Origin of the sequence: Leptospira alstonii serovar Sichuan str. 79601, assembly GCF_000347175.1 — a bacterium.
GTDB classification, from domain to species: Bacteria; Spirochaetota; Leptospiria; order Leptospirales; family Leptospiraceae; genus Leptospira; species Leptospira alstonii.
Genome location: NZ_ANIK01000064.1, coordinates 1 through 20,348, shown reverse-complemented (window position 1 = coordinate 20,348; position 20,348 = coordinate 1). Strand labels below are relative to the sequence as shown.

General features: G+C 42.8%; 16 protein-coding genes. 9 read left to right on the top strand and 7 right to left on the bottom strand.

Features of this window, described 5'->3' with window-relative positions:
* Positions 1–17: 17 nt before the first annotated feature.
* A complete protein-coding gene (gene mgtE / locus LEP1GSC194_RS13265) occupies positions 18–1,409 on the bottom strand; it encodes a magnesium transporter (RefSeq protein ID WP_036042857.1) in 1,392 nt (463 codons plus the stop codon).
* Positions 1,410–1,545: 136 nt separating this feature from the next.
* Between mgtE and LEP1GSC194_RS13260 the strand changes: the two genes are divergently transcribed.
* Both LEP1GSC194_RS13260 and LEP1GSC194_RS13255 read left to right on the top strand, forming a co-directional pair.
* A complete protein-coding gene (locus LEP1GSC194_RS13260) occupies positions 1,546–2,568 on the top strand; it encodes an OmpA family protein (RefSeq protein ID WP_020774112.1) in 1,023 nt (340 codons plus the stop codon).
* Positions 2,568–3,521, top strand: a complete 954-nt coding sequence (locus tag LEP1GSC194_RS13255) for a cation diffusion facilitator family transporter (protein WP_020774074.1) — start codon at positions 2,568–2,570, stop codon at positions 3,519–3,521. The genes LEP1GSC194_RS13260 and LEP1GSC194_RS13255 overlap by 1 nt, the downstream gene beginning before the upstream one ends.
* Positions 3,522–3,604: 83 nt before the next feature.
* Here LEP1GSC194_RS13255 and LEP1GSC194_RS13250 read toward each other — a convergent pair whose 3' ends face one another.
* Entirely contained in the window at positions 3,605–4,654 is a 1,050-nt protein-coding gene (locus LEP1GSC194_RS13250) for an acyl-CoA dehydrogenase family protein (RefSeq protein ID WP_020774069.1), read from the bottom strand.
* A 26-nt stretch (positions 4,655–4,680) separates the two neighbouring features.
* Complete coding sequence (gene uvrA, locus LEP1GSC194_RS13245) at positions 4,681–7,578, bottom strand: excinuclease ABC subunit UvrA (RefSeq protein ID WP_036042856.1); 2,898 nt, start codon at positions 7,576–7,578, stop codon at positions 4,681–4,683.
* A gap of 109 nt (positions 7,579–7,687) precedes the next feature.
* On the opposite strand from uvrA, the gene sppA reads away from it, so the two are divergent.
* Complete coding sequence (gene sppA / locus LEP1GSC194_RS13240) at positions 7,688–9,442, top strand: signal peptide peptidase SppA (protein WP_020774087.1); 1,755 nt, start codon at positions 7,688–7,690, stop codon at positions 9,440–9,442.
* A 154-nt stretch (positions 9,443–9,596) separates the two neighbouring features.
* Here sppA and LEP1GSC194_RS13235 read toward each other — a convergent pair whose 3' ends face one another.
* Complete coding sequence (locus tag LEP1GSC194_RS13235; protein ID WP_020774099.1) at positions 9,597–10,541, bottom strand: L-threonylcarbamoyladenylate synthase; 945 nt, start codon at positions 10,539–10,541, stop codon at positions 9,597–9,599.
* Positions 10,522–12,126, bottom strand: a complete 1,605-nt coding sequence (locus tag LEP1GSC194_RS13230; protein WP_020774080.1) for a glycosyl hydrolase family 18 protein — start codon at positions 12,124–12,126, stop codon at positions 10,522–10,524. The genes LEP1GSC194_RS13235 and LEP1GSC194_RS13230 overlap by 20 nt, the downstream gene beginning before the upstream one ends.
* Positions 12,127–12,287: 161 nt before the next feature.
* Here LEP1GSC194_RS13230 and LEP1GSC194_RS13225 point away from each other — a divergent pair, with 161 nt between their 5' ends.
* The 3 genes from LEP1GSC194_RS13225 (at position 12,288) to LEP1GSC194_RS13215 (ending at position 14,582) form a co-directional block, all read left to right on the top strand.
* Positions 12,288–12,995 carry a queuosine precursor transporter gene (locus tag LEP1GSC194_RS13225; RefSeq protein ID WP_020774070.1) on the top strand — a complete coding sequence of 236 codons (708 nt, stop codon included), beginning with the start codon at positions 12,288–12,290 and terminating at the stop codon, positions 12,993–12,995.
* A gap of 82 nt (positions 12,996–13,077) precedes the next feature.
* Complete coding sequence (locus LEP1GSC194_RS13220; protein WP_020774096.1) at positions 13,078–13,647, top strand: hypothetical protein; 570 nt, start codon at positions 13,078–13,080, stop codon at positions 13,645–13,647.
* A 353-nt stretch (positions 13,648–14,000) separates the two neighbouring features.
* Positions 14,001–14,582 carry a hypothetical protein gene (locus LEP1GSC194_RS13215; protein WP_020774111.1) on the top strand — a complete coding sequence of 194 codons (582 nt, stop codon included), beginning with the start codon at positions 14,001–14,003 and terminating at the stop codon, positions 14,580–14,582.
* A gap of 585 nt (positions 14,583–15,167) precedes the next feature.
* Here LEP1GSC194_RS13215 and LEP1GSC194_RS13210 read toward each other — a convergent pair.
* Complete coding sequence (locus LEP1GSC194_RS13210) at positions 15,168–15,500, bottom strand: hypothetical protein (protein WP_020774114.1); 333 nt, start codon at positions 15,498–15,500, stop codon at positions 15,168–15,170.
* Between the two features lie 79 nt (positions 15,501–15,579).
* Between LEP1GSC194_RS13210 and LEP1GSC194_RS13205 the strand changes: the two genes are divergently transcribed.
* Entirely contained in the window at positions 15,580–17,163 is a 1,584-nt protein-coding gene (locus tag LEP1GSC194_RS13205) for a 2-isopropylmalate synthase (protein WP_036042838.1), read from the top strand.
* A 3-nt stretch (positions 17,164–17,166) separates the two neighbouring features.
* Here the strand turns inward: LEP1GSC194_RS13205 and LEP1GSC194_RS13200 are convergent, their stop codons facing one another.
* Entirely contained in the window at positions 17,167–17,691 is a 525-nt protein-coding gene (locus LEP1GSC194_RS13200; RefSeq protein ID WP_036042854.1) for a DUF1564 domain-containing protein, read from the bottom strand.
* 257 nt (positions 17,692–17,948) lie between these two features.
* Here LEP1GSC194_RS13200 and LEP1GSC194_RS13195 point away from each other — a divergent pair, with 257 nt between their 5' ends.
* Positions 17,949–19,892 (top strand): oxidoreductase, encoded by a 1,944-nt coding sequence (locus LEP1GSC194_RS13195; protein WP_231384473.1) that lies wholly within the window; start codon positions 17,949–17,951, stop codon positions 19,890–19,892.
* A gap of 347 nt (positions 19,893–20,239) precedes the next feature.
* A partial coding sequence (locus tag LEP1GSC194_RS22360; RefSeq protein WP_232424468.1) for a transposase occupies positions 20,240–20,348 on the top strand: 109 nt, incomplete at its 3' end.

The window sequence follows — 20,348 nt, the reverse complement described above, 5'->3', positions numbered from 1 at the left end:
ATTTACACTTTAAAATATTATAACATTTGAATAAATATGGTAGCCAACCCCAAAAAGCAGAAAAAACCGAATACGTCCGTAAAAGTCGTCACAAAAATGGAAGAAGCGATCGCGGGATCGATTCCCAAAACGCGCAACAACAACGGAATCGAAGTTCCTATCACCGCCGCGATCACCAGATTCGCCTGCAAGGCCATAAACATAACCATCGATAGCGTAAAGTTTCCCGTAAAAAAATAAACGAACACACCCGCCGTGATTCCGATCATAAAACCGTTGAGAAGCCCCACAAGCCCTTCCTTTCGAATGGCGGATTTCCAATTTCCGGTGGAAAGATCTCCGGTCGCCAAACTTCGTACGATCAAAGTGATTGATTGTGTTCCCGCGTTTCCACCCATCCCCGCGACGATCGGCATGAGAGACGCAAGTAATACGTATTTTTCAATCGTATCTCCGAAAAAAGAAACGACCGAGGCCGCAAGACAGGCCGTTCCCAAATTGATCAAAAGCCAGACCATTCTTCTTCTTGTGGAAGTTAGAACGGAAGAAGACAATTTCTCCTCTTCGGAAACCCCTCCCAAACGAAGAATATCTTCCGACGCCTCTTCATGAACGATATCCAGGATATCGTCGACGGTAATTCTTCCTAAAATTCTTCCGAAGTCGTCCACGACCGCGACGGAAACCAAATCGTACTTACGAAAAATTTTAGCGACTTCCTCCTGATCCTTATCGTAGTGAATCGAAGTGAAACCGGTTTTCATCAGTCGATGTACTTTTGTGTTGAGAGGAGCCAGAAACAAATTCTTCAGTTTAACGTATCCCTTGAGTATGTTGTTTTCGTCCGTGATATATAAATGATAGATATCGTCCGTGTCTCTTGCGATCTTTCTGAGTTTGATGATCGCCTTTCGGACCGTATCGGTTTCAATGGCCGAAGCAAACACGGTGTTCATCAAACGTCCGGCGGAATATTCCCGAAAGGTAAGTTGTTTTCTGACTTGGGAAGAATCCTCTTTATCGATCGAGTTTAGAATTTCTTCCGCTTTGTCTTTGGGAAATTCGGAGATAAGACTTGAGAGTTCGTCCGTTTCTAAATTTTCCAAAATCGGAGAGATTTCTTTCATTTGAAAACGGGAGATTAAGTCGGCCTGAAATTCTTCGTCGAACTCGACGAGAATCGAACTCTGCAATTCGGAATCACATCGTTTGAATACGGAAAACGCCTCGTCTTCTTCGAGTTTTTCCAGAACCTCCGCGATGTCCGCTGGATGATTCTGTTTGAGAAAACGATCTAAAAAAACGTTCTCACCGGCTTTGATTTTTTCGGAGAAAAATTCGATCCATTCCTGGGAGGAAGGATTTGCTTTTTCAGAAAATGATCCGCGGCTTACCCCTCTTTCTTCCATAAAGTTTCTCCAAGAAACGGTTTTTAGTGAACAGGATTGAAAACGGAACAGACCGATCAATGAATTTCCATACGAACGTTAAAAAAGGAGTGACCCGATCGTAAACCGCTCAATCTTAGAGAGAAGTGCGATCACGATGAAGCCCTTTCTGAAATTCCATTTTCTTTTTTTCTGTTGTCTGATTCTTTCCGCGAATTCGGTTTCTGCGGATGTGTTTTATTATCCTTGGGAATACCACAAGGTGTATAACGAGAAAATCACCTTGGAAATCGAATTGGATTCTTTCAGAACCAGATACAGAAACGAAACCGAAAATTCCAAAAAGGAACGTTTGGAATTCGATTCTAAAATTCGTTTTCTGGAAGAAATGCTCGCGAGAGAAAAAGAATTCCGCGCCAAGGACAACGACCTCGCCGACGAAAAACTCAAAATCTTGGAGAATCAAATCGCCGTTTTAAAGACAAAAAGTTCCCATAAGGAAAAGGAACTGATCGAAGAGAACGAAAGACAGACCAGGAAGTTCGCGGATCTTTTAAACGACTTAAAGGAAGAATTGGAAAAGGAAAGAGAAGTTTGTCAAAAAAAAACGGAGTCCCTTCAAAAAGAATACGAGAAGAAAATCAACGAGCTCGAAGGTAGAATCCTATCTTTAACCGATGAAATTTCCAAACTGAAAAATCTTTCGGAAAATCAGAAAAAAGAACTGGATCGTCTCTCGGATCAGGCGAACGAACTTGAAAATAAACTCGTAGATGAAATCAAAAAAGGACAGATCCGTCTCAAACGATTTCACAACCGACTCGTTATCAATATCGACGATCGGATTTCCTTCGATTCCGGTTCGGCCGATTTAAAAAAACAGATCCTTCCCGCATTGGATAAGATCAGAGAAATCTTGGGAAACTATCCGGGAAATTTAATCATCATCGAAGGACATACGGATAACGTTCCGATCCGAACCAAAAAATTTTCGGACAACTGGCAACTTTCCGGGGAACGGGCCCTCAGCGTACTTCACTACTTTTTAGAAAGTAAGATTTTGGACCCGAGAAGTTTTTCTCTCGCGGGTTATGGAGAATTTCAACCCATCGTTTCCAACGATACTCCTGAAAACAAAGCGCTCAATCGAAGAGTGGATATCGTAGTCGTTCCGCGTTGATGGATGATTTTTTTCAACTTCATCACGTAGAGAGAAGTCAGGAGAAAGGTCTGAAAAGATCGATTCTACTGGCGATTCTCGTTTCCCTTTTTATTTTTTTCGTGGAGTTGTTCGGCGGGTTTCAAAGCGGAAGTATCGCCCTTCTTGCCGACGCGGGTCATATCATCACGGATGCGATCGCTTTATCCTTGTCTTTTATTGCCGTGCTACTCGCTTCCCGAAAACCGAATCATCGATTTTCGTTCGGTTATTATCGAATCGAAATCCTGACCTCTCTTTTGAATTCGCTTTTGATTTTCGGGATTTCGTTTTATATTTTTTACGAGGCCGTTGAAAGATTTCAAAATCAAAAGGAGATTTTGAGTTTTCAGATGATCTTCTACAGTTCTTTCGGAATCCTTCTCAACTTGATCAGCGCTTGGATTTTATTTCGTTTTAGCGACGAGAACATCAATATCAAATCGGCTTACGTTCACGTCCTAAGCGATCTTCTTTCGACGGCGGGAGTTTTAGTCGGTTCAATTCTGATTTATTTTACAAACTGGAACTGGATCGATCCTTTGATCAGTGTTTTGATTTCGATTTTGATTTTGCGTTCCGCTTGGGGAATTTTTAAGGAAAGTGTTTCCGTTCTATTGGAATCGTCTCCGGAAACATTCGAAATTCCTCATATTCTAGAACACGTTCGTAAGATCGAGGGTATCGGCCAAATTTTGGATTTTCATTTTTGGGCGATTACAAGGGGGGTTTACGCCTGCACGTTGAGGATCTCGATCGCGGATTTAAAACACGCGGAAGAGATCGTTTTCAAGTCCAATCAAATTTTGAAATCTTCATTCGGGTTCGACTTCGTTACCGTCCAGTGCGAGGTTCCGGGACTAACAAAAAAAATCGGCGAACTTCCGATCCTAAATTCGCACGGAACCCATGACCATCACGGACATCGTCACTGAGCGAGCGATCCGCATTCTGAATTTCAAAGTCGATCTGAAAAATATTTTCTCGGTTTCTACTTTCCTACAAAATCTGAAATTTCCTAACGCAAAGCTCGAATTTTTTTTAGAATATTCTTTTGATAGATAGGGGTTTTACCCGGATGAATGGAATAAAAAAGTCCTATATCCGGAAACATATTGGACAACTCAACCCCGCTCACCAAATCCGTAAACCAGGAATAAATCAGATCCAGAGCCGTTTCGTAACCGTAAGGATGGATTTCCTCCATCCTAAAATTCGGATCCTGATCCTTTTTTCCGGATATCTCAAGAATTTTTGAATATAATAATTGTTGAATGTCTAAAATCTTTCCGGCGATCCTCGGATCTACGTCCCTTTTTTCTTTTAAAAGGGTTTTTAGGACCAAATCCACGTAACCGCAGAAAAGCGCGGAAGCCGATAACATTTCCGAAAGGTGAATTTCGGGTGCAAAGTTTTGGTAGTTCAAAAAGAGTAGATTTTTCAGAGGAAGGGACAAATCGTTTCCTTTAAGTCTGCAGTGGGTCGCTTCTTTGGCGTATTCCAGATCGAAAATTTCCAACTCAAGACCGTAAGAATCGCGGGGGATATAGATCACGTCGTAGGTTTCCGAAGGCGATTTTGCCACGATCAAAAATCCGCTGCAGTTCGCGCCGTTGGTTATAAAAGACTTGGATACACTTAAGATGATTCGATCGTTTTCGACTCGATAGTCGCTGACGATATTGGAAATTCTCCCCTTCCATCCGGATTCGCTGACTCCCATGGAAATGATATCTTTTCCGGAACTGACGTCCTTTAAAAGTTTCGTTCCGATCGCGATCGTTTCTTCTTTTCGAAAAACTCGGTTGATTCCCGTTTCGTTTAAGAAACCGTCTCCGACGAACTTCAAAATCCTCCCCGCTACATTGGTCTGAGCCATCATCGCAATTCCGAGTCCGATTCCTCTCGGATAAGAACCCAGTTGATAAATCTTTTTGTGAAACGTTTCGAAGGAACCTCCCGCAATCGCTTCGAAATAACCCTCTTCCACTAAGTAAGGAAGCGCATCCCTGAAAACGTTTCGATATTCGTAGGACGGAACGGAAGATAAGAATTCTTTCAGATTCATAATGCCTCGTTGGCGATTTTAACGATTCACTTTTTGTTTCGTTTCTCGGACGGAGAGTTTTCCTTCATTCCGTTTTTACCGCCCGATGCGGCGGGCTTACCGTTCTCGGATGTAAAGACTTTCTTAAGATACTGGCCCGTATAGGAATTTTTTACTTTTGCCACGTCTTTCGGAGTTCCTTCCGCGATAACAAGACCTCCTCCGTCACCGCCTTCGGGTCCCATGTCTACGATCCAATCTGCTTGTTTGATCACGTCCAGATTGTGTTCGATCACGATCATGGAATTTCCGCGATCCACGAGAGTATGCAGAACCTCGGAAAGGTGTCTAACGTCTTCGAAGTGAAGTCCGGTCGTTGGTTCGTCCAAAATATAAAGGGTTTTTCCGGTGGGTCTTTTGGAAAGTTCGGTCGCGAGTTTGATTCTCTGGGCTTCTCCTCCGGAAAAAGTCGTCGCCGGTTGTCCGAGCCGGATATAACCGAGCCCCACTTCCAAAAGGGTTTCCAGTTTTCGTTTTACGATCGGAATATTCTCAAAAAATTGATTCGCGTCTTCCACGGTCATTTCCAGAACGTCGAAGATATTCTTTCCTTTATAACGAACTTCTAATGTTTCCTGGTTATATCGTTTCCCTTTGCAGACTTCGCAGGTTACGTAAACGTCCGGTAGAAAGTGCATTTCGATCTTGAGAATCCCGTCTCCCTCGCAGGTTTCGCAACGTCCGCCGCTTACGTTGAAGCTAAATCTTCCCGGACCGTAACCTCTTAGTTTTGCGTCTTCGAGATTGGAAAACATTTCCCGGATCGGAGTAAAAAGTCCGGTATAAGTCGCCGGATTGGAACGAGGAGTTCTTCCAATCGGAGACTGATCGATGTTGATGATCTTATCGATGTTCTCGAATCCCTTGATCGTTTTGTGCTTTCCCGCCAAGGTTTTCATTTTCATCACCTTGTGCGCGGCCGCGTTATAAAGAATGTCGTTGATAAGAGTCGATTTTCCGGAACCGGAAACTCCCGTAATGACGACTAACTTTCCGAGAGGAATGTTCACGTCTATGTTTTTGAGATTGTTTTCCCTAGCTCCGATGATCTGAAGTTTAAATCCGTTTCCGTTCCTGAGTTTTTCGGGAATCGGAACGTTCCGCCTTCCAGAAAGATACTTTCCGGTCAATGAGTCCTTATGTTTGGCGACGTCCGCAGGAGTTCCCGCACAAACGATCTGACCTCCGTGAACACCGGCGCCCGGTCCCATGTCGATGAGCCAGTCGGATTCTTCCATCGTTTCGTGATCGTGTTCGACCACGAGAACCGTGTTTCCTAGATCTCTTAAGTTTTTGAGAGTGGAGATGAGTTTTGTATTGTCTCTTTGATGCAGACCGATGGAAGGTTCGTCCAAGATATACAATACTCCCATCAGTCTCGAACCGATCTGGGTCGCAAGTCGAATGCGTTGCGCTTCTCCACCGGATAAGGAACCCGCGCTTCTTTCCATCGTAAGATAACCGACGCCTACGTCGTTTAAAAAGGAAAGTCTCTGATGAATCTCTTTTAAGATCGGTTTTGCGATGATTTCTTCCGCTCCGGTTACTTTGAGACCTTCGACGAACTTCAAAGCGTTTTCAATCGAATACGAAGTAAACTCGTCCACGGGAACGTTATGCACCTTTACCGAAAGGCTTTCCCGTTTCAGACGTTTTCCCTTACAAGAAGGACAAGGATGGTTGGTCATATAAGACTCGAACCACTGACGCATGGAATCGGATTTGGTTTCCTTGTATCTTCTCTGAAGATTCGGAATCACACCCTCGTATTCTTTGGTGAACTCGTAATGGGAATTCGCGCCCCTAAAATCATATTCAATTTTTATTTTCTTATCTCCGTGTAGGATCGTCTGTCTCGTTTTTTCGGGAAGATCCTTCCAAGGAGTGTTCATCTTGAACTTCAAAGAATCGGATAAGGACTTGAGAGTGGCCATAAACCAAAAGCCGTTACTCTTGGAACCGGCCCAGGCTTCGATACAACCGTCGACCAAGGAAAGTTCGGGATCGTTTACCAAAAGATCCTCGTCAAATTCCAATAAACTACCCAGACCGTCGCAGGTTTCGCAGGCTCCATAAGGAGAATTGAATGAAAACATCCGAGGAGAAAGTTCGGTAAAACCGATATCGTGTCCGTTCGGACAAGCCATCTTCTGAGAAAGAATATGATCCTTGGAACCGTCGTCCAAAATCACAAGGCCCTCTGATTGTTTGAGAGCGGTTTCCACGGAATCGGCGAGTCTGCTTCGAATTCCGTCCTTCATCACAATTCGATCCACTACGATCTCGATGGAAGTTTTAAAATTCTTTTTTAATACGATCTCTTCGTCGAGGGTTCGGATTTCTCCGTTGATTCTCACCCGATTGAAACCGTCCTTACGGATCTTTTCGAGAACGTCCTTGTGTTCTCCTTTTTTGCCCGAGACAACCGGCGAAAGAATCTGTAGTTTACTTCCTTGCGGAAACGCTAGAACCCGAGAAGTGATCTGATCGATGGACATGGATTGAATCGGAGTTCCGCATTCGGGACAATGCGGTTTTCCGACTCTCGCGTATAAAAGTCGGAGATAATCGTAAATTTCCGTAACTGTTCCGACGGTGGATCTTGGGTTTCTATGAGTCGTTTTTTGTTCGATTGAAATTGCGGGAGAAAGACCTTCGATCAGATCCAGATCCGGTTTTTCCATCTGACCCAAAAACTGTCTGGCGTATGCGGATAAACTTTCCACATAACGTCTTTGACCTTCTGCGTAGATCGTATCAAAAGCGAGGGAAGATTTTCCGGAACCGGACAATCCCGTAATGACAACGAGCTTATCTCTCGGAATATCCACGTTGATATTTTTAAGATTATGCTCTCTCGCTCCACGAATCCGAATTTCCTGCAATGAAATACCCTCTTGCATTTAAGGTTTTATTGCGTACTTAAATCTGAAAACTCCTTTCCTAAATGAAATTCTTCTTTTTCAGGAAGAATCCGGTTTTCAAACTGACCTCATGTTTCGAAATTTTTTTCAAATCGTATTCATCCCTTTCCGATTGATTTTTCAACTCATCCGCCGGATTCGATTTCGATTTTTCTCGGGCAATCACTACTTTCTGGAAATTCCCTCCGAATTTTCAAGTTATCGAAAATCTTTTTTGATGAAACTTCTCTCTTCCAAAGAGGAAGAGTTTTTTTTCACGGATTTTCTTTTAGAACTCAAACTGCTCTCTCAAGTCCCCGGATTGAAAAAAATTTCGGTTTTGATTCAACAACCGGAATACGGGTTCGGGGAAACCTTGAGCATTGCGGAAAGATTACGGATTTTGAAAGAATCCGGAGTGACGTTGGAAGGATTTGCACTCACCGGCGGACTCAAATCCTTATTCCTCTTGGGAGTTTGTAACGAACGATTCGCTTCGGAAGCCTCGGAGTTTTTCCCCGTTTTACCCTCTGCGGAATCTTTTTTCTTCGGGAGCGCGGGCAAAAAATGGGGAGTGAAAGTGGAAACCTTTCAAAGCGGGCCTTACAAATCTTTCGGAGAATCGTTTCAAAGGGATAAATTTTCGCCCAAGGCAAGGGAGAATCTAAACGCGCTCCTCAAACAAATGACGGAAGATTTGGAATCCCTTTTTCAACGTTATACGGGCTTTGCACTCAAAACTTTTGCCGAACCTTTTTTATCCGCAAAAACCCTGAAGGAAAGAAAATTTGTCACCGGATTTTTAAACGAAGAGGACTTTCGGGAGAATTTTCTCTATCCGAACTACGAAAACGAGGATGAAAAACAAAAACCCTCCACAAAGGAACTCGGTATTTCCTCTTTATATCGTTTTTCTAAATTAAGAAATTTTAAAATACTTCCCAAACGCGAACCGATCGTCGCGGTTCTGCCGCTCAAGGGAAACATTCATCACGATACTCTCGGCAAAGGAGAAGGAAAAACGGAAGGAATCTCCTATCACGCCGTAAAAAACGCTCTCAAAGAACTCAAGGAGGAAACTTCCGTCAAAGCGGTGGTATTGGAAGTGGATTCTCCCGGAGGTTCGGCTTTCGTGTCGGAGCTTCTATATCAGGAAATTCTAAAGTTGCAAAAGAAAAAACCCGTTTACGCGTATGTACAAAACGTTTCCGCGAGCGGTGGATATTATCTTTCCTGCGGGGCTTCGAAAATTTACGCTTCTCCCTACGGAATCGTAGGAAGTATAGGCAGTATTTCTCTTCGTTTGGATCTGAAAAATCTTTATTCCAAATTGGGTGTGACAAAGGACAGGGTCGGCTTTTACAAATACAGGGATCTTCTCTCCGAATACGGGCCGATTCATCCGGAATCCAAAAAATTGATGGAACAAGAGATCAAAGAGTCGGAGGGACTTTTTTACAAACGGGTTGCCGATGCGAGAAAAATTTCAATCTCGACTTTGGATAAACAATTCGGACAAGGAAGAGTTTTTACTTCCAGTCAATTCTTAAAAGAAAAGATGATCGATTCCGTCTCCGACTTTTTGGGGCTGCTCGAAGACATCAAACAAGAGTTGAAAACGGATCGTGTGGAGGTTCGATACTTGCCCGCACTTTTTACGTTTCAAAGTTTTCTTAGGTCCTTAAAACCCGGATTTTTAACCAATCACTTAAATGCAAATTTCGGGTCTTCGATAACGGAAGTTTTACAGTCCTCTTCGATGGACGTCGCCGATCCTTTGCGAAAAAAATTTCAGTTCAGCGAAGCCGAGTTTTTATTGAAATCAAGATTTTGGAATCAGGGCTAAAGGTCTGAACTCCACTTTCAGGAAAATTTTCGACGAAATCGTTTTGCGGAATAAGGTTGAAACAGATTGTATTCGATTCTTTGAATGGATTCTTTACAAGAATTGAAATTCTATCGTGCGCTGACTTTGGTTGGAACTTTCAAAAGTGACTTCCTTATTTCGAAGCCGCTTTTGAAATTCGATTGATCAGGGCTTCCTTTCCCCTTCCTTCTTTCGGAATTTCACACCACGCTTCCGCAATTCCTCTGCGATCACATTCCACAAAAAAGGAATAGATGGATTTCATATATTCCTCGTTGGAAGAAACTAAAATCCGATATGCGGATTCAGATTCGAAACGAAAACCGATTTGGCCGAAATCATTTGAAATTCCGTTTAACGAATCCTTTAATACGACCTTACAGACCGGAGCGTAGTGTCTATATTTAAGACCCGGACTTTTTGGAGCTACTTCCACTTCGTTTAACAATTCGAGACCTTTTAAATCCGGAAGAATCAAAAGCAGATCCTTTCGGTCCACAAAACCGGGACGAAGTAAAATGGGAGGTTCCGACGTAAAATCGATCACGGTGGATTCAATCCCGATCTTCGGTTCTTCTCCCGTTAAAATGCAGTCCGCTTTTCCGGTAAATTCCTCCAAAATATATTCAATTTTTGTTAAGGACGGTCTTCCGGAAAGGTTGGCGGAAGGAGCGGCGACGGGAACTTTGCAGGACTTTAAAAATTCCAGCGCCGTTGGATGGGAAGGAATTCGGACGGCGACGGTATTTAAACCCGCCGTAAAAAGCTCTTGGTTCTTTTTTGTAAAAATGCCAGTGATCGGACCGGGAGAAAATTTTTGAAATACGAGATCGGCTTTTTCACTTATGTTTCCGCAGGCTTTCAGGGAGGAAATATCTTGAACGTGCAGAATGAGAGGATTGTCTTCGGGTCTATTCTTAACTTCGTAAATTCTTTTACAGGCTTTGAAGTCGAGAGCCGAAGCTCCTATTCCATAAACCGTTTCGGTCGGAAAAACGACGAGCCCTCCTCCGAGCAGTATTTTTGCCGCTTTTTGAGGAGAGTCCGTGATGAAAGTTTTAACCTTGTTTTCTGGCAAGTTTCTCCGCATGTTTGCGGTCTACGTTCGCTTCTTCCGGAGCGGTCTGTTGAACGTCCGTCGCGGGTGCGTTCGGATTTTTTACCGGCTCTTTCACTTTTTCTACGGGAGGAAGTTTATTAGAAACCAATAATTCTAGATAATCGTTGATTCCCGGGTCGTTGTCGCTGATCAATTGCCAAAAAGAAAATCCGCCGAGGTCGTATTGTCTGAGAAGATTCATCTTGTCTTCGAACGCTTTTCGGTTCATGTAAAACGCTACACGATCGCAACCTTCCGATTTATACCAAATGCTCGGGTCCTCGTAAGTTTTTCCGGTATGAACGTAAGAAAATTTGGAAAGATTGGTCCAAGAACCGGAGTTTTTCGTGTTCGCAACAATCTGATCGATGTTAGTCGGTTGTCTATGAATCCCAAGATCCTTTTTACGAATTGCATCCATATAATAAACCGACTTGATCTTCGCGTTACAATTTAGGGCCCAGTCGTAGCCGTAAGTAGGAATCGCCATATACAACTGATTGGAAGGAACTCTTGCTTTTGCGTATTCGATGATACTTTTGATCCAAGTGTTCGGAGCTTGTGGACCCGGTCCCGGATTTCTGTATTTTCTAGGATGTAATTCATATGCCATAATCTTAATACGATCCGCGTATTTTGCGAGGAAGGCATAATCGTGAGTCATAGGCCCTCTCCAGTTTTCCGCGTAATCCATTCTGATTTTTTCTTTTAAACCCTTACAGACTTTCATGGATTCTTTTTTAGCGGGAGTTTTCGGATGAACGGCAACGGAAAGAATTTTTCCGCGTTTATGAATTTCCTTGGAAAGAATGACGATGAATTCTTCGAACTTTTCCTTCTTCTCGCAACTCATTCCTTCGTAGTCGACGTCGATCCCGTCGTAACCGTACGTATCCAATTCGTGAAGAATATTCGCGAGGTGTTTATCACGAATGTCGTTACGTCCGTTCATCCCGATATTTTCGGAAATTTTTTCGTATTTATTTTCCCAACGAAAGATCGTAGGAATGATCTTTACGTTCGGATTGAGTTTACGCAACTCGGCGACTCTTTCGTGTTTTTGAGCGCTTCCCCAGCTAGAATAAAGGTCTCCGTTATTCGTTTCGCGGCCTTTCATTCCGTAGATAAAAGGATGGATTTCGTTGTAAAGATGTACGGTCTTTTTCATCGCTTCGTAATCGGAAAACCAAGTCGAAGCACGAAAGGTAGTATTCTCGTCCGCTTTCGGAAGTAAGGTCGCCTCGGGCATATCGCCTTCGTCCTTGGCGAACGAGAAAAGACCCGACTTGGATTTTGGCACCGTAGAAGAACCGGTCGTTTCAGGCACGGGTTTGTTGATAAAGAAAAGGTCGCTGATTTCATCCATGATTCCGACGGAACTCGCACGAACATTTTCCACTGAAAGCGGAGTTCGATCTTTTTTGAGAAGATGAATCCCTAAAGTAAAGGAAGTTGCGGACAATAAAAACCAGGTAAAAGAATAAAGTAGGATCTTATGCTTCGGTTCTGAACCTTTCTGAAAAGGAGCGGGAATGTCGTGTTTGTCTTCTTGTTTGTGTGCCATCGGTGTTGTCTTAATTATCGAATCGAAACCCGGGAAAATAAAGAAGTTTCCTAAGTTGATGAATTTTAGAACCCGCTTCCAGAGATTTATACGCTTAGAGTCTGTCAAACGGTTCTTTTTACAAGTTGACGAATTCGCGTAATCGACGGATAAAACCGCTTATGCTTCTCTCCAAATCTCTGAAATTATTTATCATCTTAAACGCGTTCTTTTTAACGTTCTTGATCCTTGCCGAAGTGACAGGCTCCAAACTTTTTGTTTCCTTCGGTTTTACTCTTACGATGGGAGTGATTCCGTTTCCGGTAACATTCATCATAACCGATCTTCTCAACGAATACTACGGAAGAAAGGGAGTTCGTTTTACAACTCTTTTAGGAATGGTAATGATTTTCTTGGCCTACTTCCTTTTGATGTTGGACATGTCGATTCCTGCGGCCTCGAATTCTCCCGTGGACAATCATTCTTTCAACGTCGTTTTCGGAAACTCGGGAAAGGTCATCGTCGGTTCGATCGTGGCGTATTTGATCGGGCAGTTGATCGATATTCAGATCTTTCATTTTTTGCGGGTTAAAACCAAAAACAAATACATCTGGCTCCGGGCCACGGGTTCCACGATCGTTTCTCAGCTCGTGGATTCTTTTGTTGTGATTTATATCGCACTCGGAGGAGGCAAACTCAGTTTTCAAGAATTGAATCAAATTTCCACGAACAACTTCATTTACAAATGCGCCGTAGCGGTCACGATCACTCCTCTGATCTACGGAGCACATCGGTTGATCGATTTATATTTGGGGAAAGAAGCGGAAGAAATGATCGAGTTCGCAATGAAAGAAGGTAGGTCCGACGTGGAACCTATTTCGCCGGGTTGAAAATTGCGCGAGTTCCGGTAAAAAGTTTTGCCCGAACGGAAAGTTTTCTTTTTAAAATTTATTTTCAGATTAAAGGAAAAAGATGATTAAAAACAATTCCTTCCTCGCTTTACTTACAATTTTTACTTTTTCGTTTTGTTGCGGATCCGAAATGACATTTGAAACCGTACAACAAGGAAAGGATTTAAAAAAAATTTCTCAAATTACTCTGGAAGAATTTTTTCAAATATGGATTCGAAATCAAAGAAAAGTGAAGATTCAAACGAACGTCCGGATTCTATTCGAAGATTCTGAATATTCCTATTTCGGAAAAACAAATATGTTCGGTTATATTCCTAAGTCCCGTTTCTTTAAGGTAGAAGCCAATCTTCTGAAAAAGAAATTTCCAAATTACGAATCTTTTTTTGCCGAAGACTTGGAACGATATTACTGGGACCATATAGTATCAAAAGAAGATCGTGATCTCTGGATTCATACTGAGAACAAAACTCGACAAGCATGCGGACCCGAATATTCCTATTCTCTTTCGGATCAAAAAGTGACGTTACAAGTATATTGGAAAGTAGATTCAAGTTGTCCTACATTGTCCATTTTTCAAGAAAAAGTGGATAGAATCCATTATGATTTAAATAACGGAAAAATCTCCCAATAGAATTTTTTGGAATCGATTCCAATTTTGATTCAACATTCATTCTGTGGATTTAAAAGATTATATGTTATCTTAATTTTATTTTATATTCATATTTTTGAATATCTTTTAGATCGGCATTAAAAAAAATGAGTGGCTGTTTTATTAAGAGGATTTACGAATTCGTTTATGCGAATCTTAGAAATAGAATTGTGAATATAAAAATCCATTCTACTCAAGATTTAACGCTTTCGTGCGTATTTTGGTTTTCTAAAATGTCCGCACATAAATTTGTTTTAGGGAAAAATATGGCTATCTTTCCGACAAATTTCCGGATTCACGTTTTGGGATTGTGGCATAATCGCAAGGAATTCAATATGAGAATCAAAGAATGGTTCATTCTGATTTTAATTATGGGAACCTTATTCTATTGTAGGACAAAACAAAATACAATGACTTTCGAATCGGTAAAAAACGGACATCATTTAGAACAAGTTCCTTTGGTTTCTCTGGAAGAATTTTTTCAACTTTGGTTACGAAATCGAAAACATCCAAAGATGGTGGGAATTAATTTTGAAAAACTTTTTGAAGATAAAGAGTTTCAATACTTCGGAAAAAAAGAATTGGATCGTTTGCTTCCCATTTCCAACTCACGTTTTTTCAAAATTCAAAAAGAAATTTTAAACAAAGAATTTCCCGGTTACGAATCTATCTTTAGTGACGAGCTCCAAGGATATTTTCAGAATCGAGTCCTTCCCGAATCGGATTGGAATTTTTATAGGGAAACAAAAACCGCAAATCGGGAAAATTGTATACCTTTCTATCAGCTTTCTCTTATGGACAAGAAAATAATCCTTATGATGAAATGGGACGTGGAAGACTGTAAGGAACTGGTTTCCCTCAAAGATAAAACCTATCGATTGGTTTATGATCTTAGAAAGAAACAATTTGAAGAATGATCTTGTAGTGATCCATTTTATCGGATCAAGAAAATTTATTTCCAATATCGGATTTGAGAACTCATACAAAGTCCTGATTTCTGTAAAAATAACCTTTCTATTCTTGCGAAAAAATTGACTTTCGAACTTGTTTCAAAACCGTCCAATGTGGGAACTTCTCTTACGGAGATTTTCCGCGAAAAAACGATTTAAAACCGCAAAGATAATGTTAGGCGACGGTTTCTGTGGGAACTCATACGTTTTTCTTTTCGGGCTTTAGGATAAGTTCTTTATAGAATGTCGCTTTCCTAAGAACGATTTCTTCCGTTTACAAAGCGGATTAAACTAAAGTGCCGCGTTCTCTGAACTCAATAAACACCTGTCGAACCATCAACTTAATACGCCGGGGAAGACGCTCCTTGAAGTAAAATCAAATTGTGGTCTTTCCATTTTCGTATCCAAAATGTGAGAGATTTTTTATGCGGGAAATAGATTTCGAATCGATCAAGCGGTTTATGGATCGATTGAAACTACTTTCGTTTCGATCGGAGAATTACGAAAATCTAAAATGAAAAAATTCAAAGTATCGATTTTTTAGCGGAATTCTCATTCGAAATAAAACCAGATTCTATTTTTCCAAGGATCTAAAACGGAAACATATCTCGAATCCCGAGTTTCCACGATAAACCCTCTGGAAAGCAAAATCGTTTTCAGATTTTCCCATTTTTTTTTGTCCATCCGAAACGTTACTGTTCCAGGGCCCACCGGACAATTTTTGGATTCCTTATTGAAGATCAATATCCCTTTGTCGTCGGGCCAAGAAAGTTCTGCGTGTGAACTGGAACTGACGACGATCGTCAGTCCAAAGAGTTCGCTGAAGAGATTTGCGGATACGGAACAATCGGTGGATTGAAAGTTAGACGCATAGAATCGGAGCATAGTTTTTTCGAGGAACATTGAAAGTTGAAAGCGTAAAAAGTCATCGTGGTTTTTCAATCGAATATTTCGTTTTGAAAGAATGCGGAGTTTAATTGGTTGTCTAAAGAATAAAATCCAAAAAACTGGAAGCAGAATTTTTTGCGAGAATCACATGGCAACAGATCAGGAAGACTACGTTCGTATATTTGACACGACGCTCAGGGACGGTGAACAATGCCCCGGAGCCGCGATGACGGAAAACGAAAAGTTGGAAATCGCAGCCCAACTTGCAACGATGAAGGTGGATATCATAGAAGCCGGATTTCCCGTATCTTCTCCCGTTCAATTTCAGGCTGTGGAAAGGATCGCAAGAGAAACCGAAGGCCCAACAATCGCCGCTCTCGCAAGAGCTATGAAAGCCGATATCGAAGCCGCGTCCAAGGCTTTACAACCCGCAAAAAGAAGAAGAATTCATACCTTTATCGCCTCCTCTCCGATTCATATGAAATACAAACTCGGAAAGGAACCCAAAGAAGTTTTAAAAATGGCCGTGGAAGCCGTGACACTTTGTAGACAATTCGTGGATGACGTGGAATTTTCTCCCGAAGACGCAACTAGAAGCGAACCGGGATTTTTAAGAGAACTCTGCGAAGCGGTGATCGCCGCCGGAGCGACTACGATCAACATTCCGGATACGGTCGGTTATACTACACCGGCAGAATACGGGAATCTATTTAAATTCTTAATTGCAAACGTGAAAGGATCCGAGAAAGCGATCTTCTCCGCTCATTGTCACAACGATTTGGGACTTGCGACCGCAAACTCTTTGGCCGCCGTTCAAAATGGCGCGCGTCAGATCGAATGTACGATCAACGGAATCGGAGAACGGGCGGGAAACACCGCGATGGAAGAAATCGTTATGGCGATGCGAACCAGAAAGGATACGTTCGGAATTCAGACCCAAATTAAAACCGAAGAAATCGCTCGTGCCTCCTATCTCGTGAAAACGATTACCGGAATGCTCGTTCAACCGAATAAGGCGATCGTTGGAGCAAACGCTTTCGCGCACGAATCCGGTATTCACCAAGACGGCGTGATCAAACACAGGGAAACCTACGAAATTATGAAACCCGAAACCGTCGGGCTTTCTTCCAACAGAATGGTTCTTGGTAGGCATAGCGGACGCGCCGGTTTTAAGGATCGAATCGTAAAACTCGGCTTTTCTCCTCAAGCGGAAGAATTGGAAGCCGCTTACCAAAGATTTTTGGAGATCGCCGACAGAAAAAAGGAAATCTATGACGAGGATATACGCGCGCTTTTTTCGGATGAAACCAGAAAGTCTACGGGAGATCGTTTTCAACTGGACGGTTTTACGGTTTCCACAGGCACCAAAAGTACTCCGACTGCGGGCGTGAGAATTGTTATCGACGGTCATGTCAGAGAAGAATCCGCTACGGGAGACGGTCCGGTAGACGCGATCTACAAAGCGATTCAAAAAACGACCGGAATGGATCCGGAAGTTTCCAGACTCGTAATCTCCCCGGTAACCGCGGGACAGGACGCCATGGCAGAAGCCTCCGTGACTTTGGAATACAAGGGAGACCGTGTTGTCGGAAAAGGAAGCTCCACTGACATCATCGAGGCTTGTTCGAGGGCTTATATTTCCGCGCTCAATCGATTGTAAGTTCTACGATGGGGCTTGGTTCAAATGGTAAGGATATTGGTTCGTGATTGGGTTCGGATCGAAGTCGAATTCCCTTGTGATTTTGTTCTCTCGTAAATTTAAAGTCCAAATCATTCTGTAAATCCCGTGAAATCTAGGAGTTCCTAGGTTTACAACTTCCACGATGGAATCCCCGACTCCAATGTCATCCAGCCAAAGCATATAATTAAACATAAAACATCTCGAAACACCATGCGCCGCCGCCAAAGCCCAAGCGCCCGTATTCACACGTATGCTCATTTTTTTCATCTTTCCCACACCCCAGTTGTATTTGATCTTACCCGCCCTCCAATGAAGTCTCTTCATAGAAGCCACGTACTTTGTATATCTCCGCAAAAGATAAGGCAACTTCTTAGAAAGAGCCTTTTTTTCTTCCAAATCCAAAACGTCCCAATACGAAACCGGAATGAGAATCGAATCGATCCCGATTCCACCTTCGACCAATGCGGATTCAATTTTTCTCTGAGAGTACAGCGAGAGAATTTCCATACCCAATACAGTTCTTCCGGAACGAAGTAAAGAGGGGTTTCGCAAAAAAAAGATAAAAAAAATCACACGGAACCTGGTGCCGTATTTAGTCGGAATCCAACTTGAACCAGTGAATGGGCAAGAATTCACTTGCCCGTTTTCCAATCCGTTTTCAAGATAGAAGGAAAGATTCACCATAAAAAAGGTTTGTTATGAAATATTCTGAAATTTTCCAACCGATCCAAATCGGTTCGATCACACTTCCCCACAGAGTCATTATGGGCTCCATGCACTTAGGGCTGGAAGGAATGCCGATGACCGCGGAAAGAATGATCGCATTCTATGGGAGACGATTCGACGGAGGCGCTTGTTTTATCACGACAGGAGGAATCGCCGTCAATCACGAAGGCAGAGGAGCCAATATTTTCTTTAACTTTCAAAAGGAAGAGGATTGTAAGGAATTATCCGTTGTAACAAACGCGCTTAAATCCAAAGGAGTTTTTTGCGCACAACTTTTTCACGCGGGAAGATATTCGTATCATAGGGAACTTGTGGCGCCTTCCGCGCTCCGCGCTCCGATCAATCGTTTTATACCGAAAGCACTTTCCGAAGAGGAAGCCTGGAAAACGGTCGAAGACTTCGGAGACTCCGCGCTCAAGGCAAAGGAAATCGGCTTTGGCGCCGTAGAAATCATGGGAAGTGAAGGTTATTTGGTGAACCAATTCTTCTCACCCGTAACCAATCAAAGAGAGGATTTCTTCGGCGGAAGTTCCGAAAAAAGAATGAACTTTGCGATTGAAGTCATGAAAAACGTCCGTAAAAAAGTAGGAAAGGATTTTCCTGTCGTTTATCGTATGTCGGGAATCGATTTGATTCCGGGCAACCCGACTTTTGAAGAAGTTGTACTTCTCGCGGAAAAACTAAAAGAAACGGGAGCGGACGCGCTCAACATAGGAATCGGTTGGCACGAGTCCAGAATTCCGACGATTTCCATGCTCGTTCCGAGAGGGGCTTGGGCAAAAATTTCCGGAAAGATCAAGGAGAGAATCAAGGATATTCCGATCATCGCATCCAACCGAGTCAATATGCCGGAAACGATGTCGCGCATTTTAAAAAATCGTGAAGCGGATATCCTGAGTATGGCGAGACCTTTTTTAGCAGATCCTGATATTCTAAACAAGATCCAAGCGGATGAGGAAGAAAGAATCAATACCTGTATCGCTTGCAACCAAGCCTGCCTAGATCATACGTTCAAAGAACAGATGGTTTCCTGTTTAGTAAATCCTTCCGCGAACAGAGAGCTTGAAATCGGCAAATTGAAAAACGCGAATCAAAAACACGTGGTTATAGTCGGTTCCGGGCCGGGGGGACTCGAGTCGGCGAGAATCAGCGCCATCCGAGGTCACAAAGTGACCGTACTGGAAGCGACGGACAAGATCGGAGGACAACTCAATCTCGCCGCGCAGATTCCGGGAAAATCAGAATTTTTTGAAACGATTCGTTATTTTAAAAACGAACTTAAAAACCTCGGAGTGGAAATTCAGTTCGGCCACCGCGCCACGTTAGACAGCATTCTCGCGCTCAAACCGGATGCGGTAATTTTTGCGACCGGGGTCAAACCTAGAGAATTTTCCCTTCCCGGAATCGAAAAGAAGAAAACGGCTTCTTACGCGGATTATCTTTCCGGAAAATTCAAGCCCGGCAACAAGGTTGCGATCATAGGCGGCGGCGGAATCGGCTGCGACGTGGCACATAAACTTACGGAAGAAGACGCGCCTACGATAGATTCTTATTTTCATCGTTACAATGTGGCATCCTATACGAACGCGCAAATTCAAAAGGAAAAACCGAATCGAAAGGTTTCCATCTTTCGAAGATCCGGAAAGATCGGGTCCGGATTGGGAGCGACGACCGCCTGGGCGTTACTTCAGGAATTGGAATCGAAAGAAGTTGGATTTTACACTTCTCTCAATTATAAGGAAGTCACGGATCAAGGGCTCGTCGTTGAAACCAAAAAGGACGGCCCTCTAACCATCGAATGCGATTCGATCATACTTTGCGCGGGACAACTCAGCGAAGTTTCTCTTTACGAAGAGTTCAAGGCAAAATCTCCGGAAATCCCGTCGTATCTCATCGGAGGCGCCAAGGACGCATCCGGAATCGACGCAAAGCGGGCGATGTTGGAAGGATTTGAGGCCGCGATTGGAATCGGAGTGAACTAGAGAGTTTCCTCTAAAACTTCAAAATTAACGTGAGTTCAGTGTAAGAAACTCACGTTAAATGAAATAACCCAGGCTTGTCCCAAAACCTATCTCGCGACCCATAGGGAGCGAGATTGAGTTACCCCTCGCGACCTGAAACGCGATCCGTAGTGAGCGTTTCACTGAGTTCAGATAGTGATCACTTGAAATAAGTGCCTCATTCTCTATGGGTCATTCGGCAGGGAGCGAGATTGAGTTACGTCTCGCGACCTGAAACGCGATCCGTAGTGAGCCATAACCTTACCCACAAATATGAGAAAAAACTAGATTTTTCAACCTTTATTTCCAAAGTTAGTAAGGGCCTTATAATGAACACTAAACATTGGAGTAGTACACTCGGAACGGAATTAGATTGGGTGGAAGAAGAATATTTATCGCTGAACTTGGGAGATAAGCGATTAGATAAACGACTCAAGA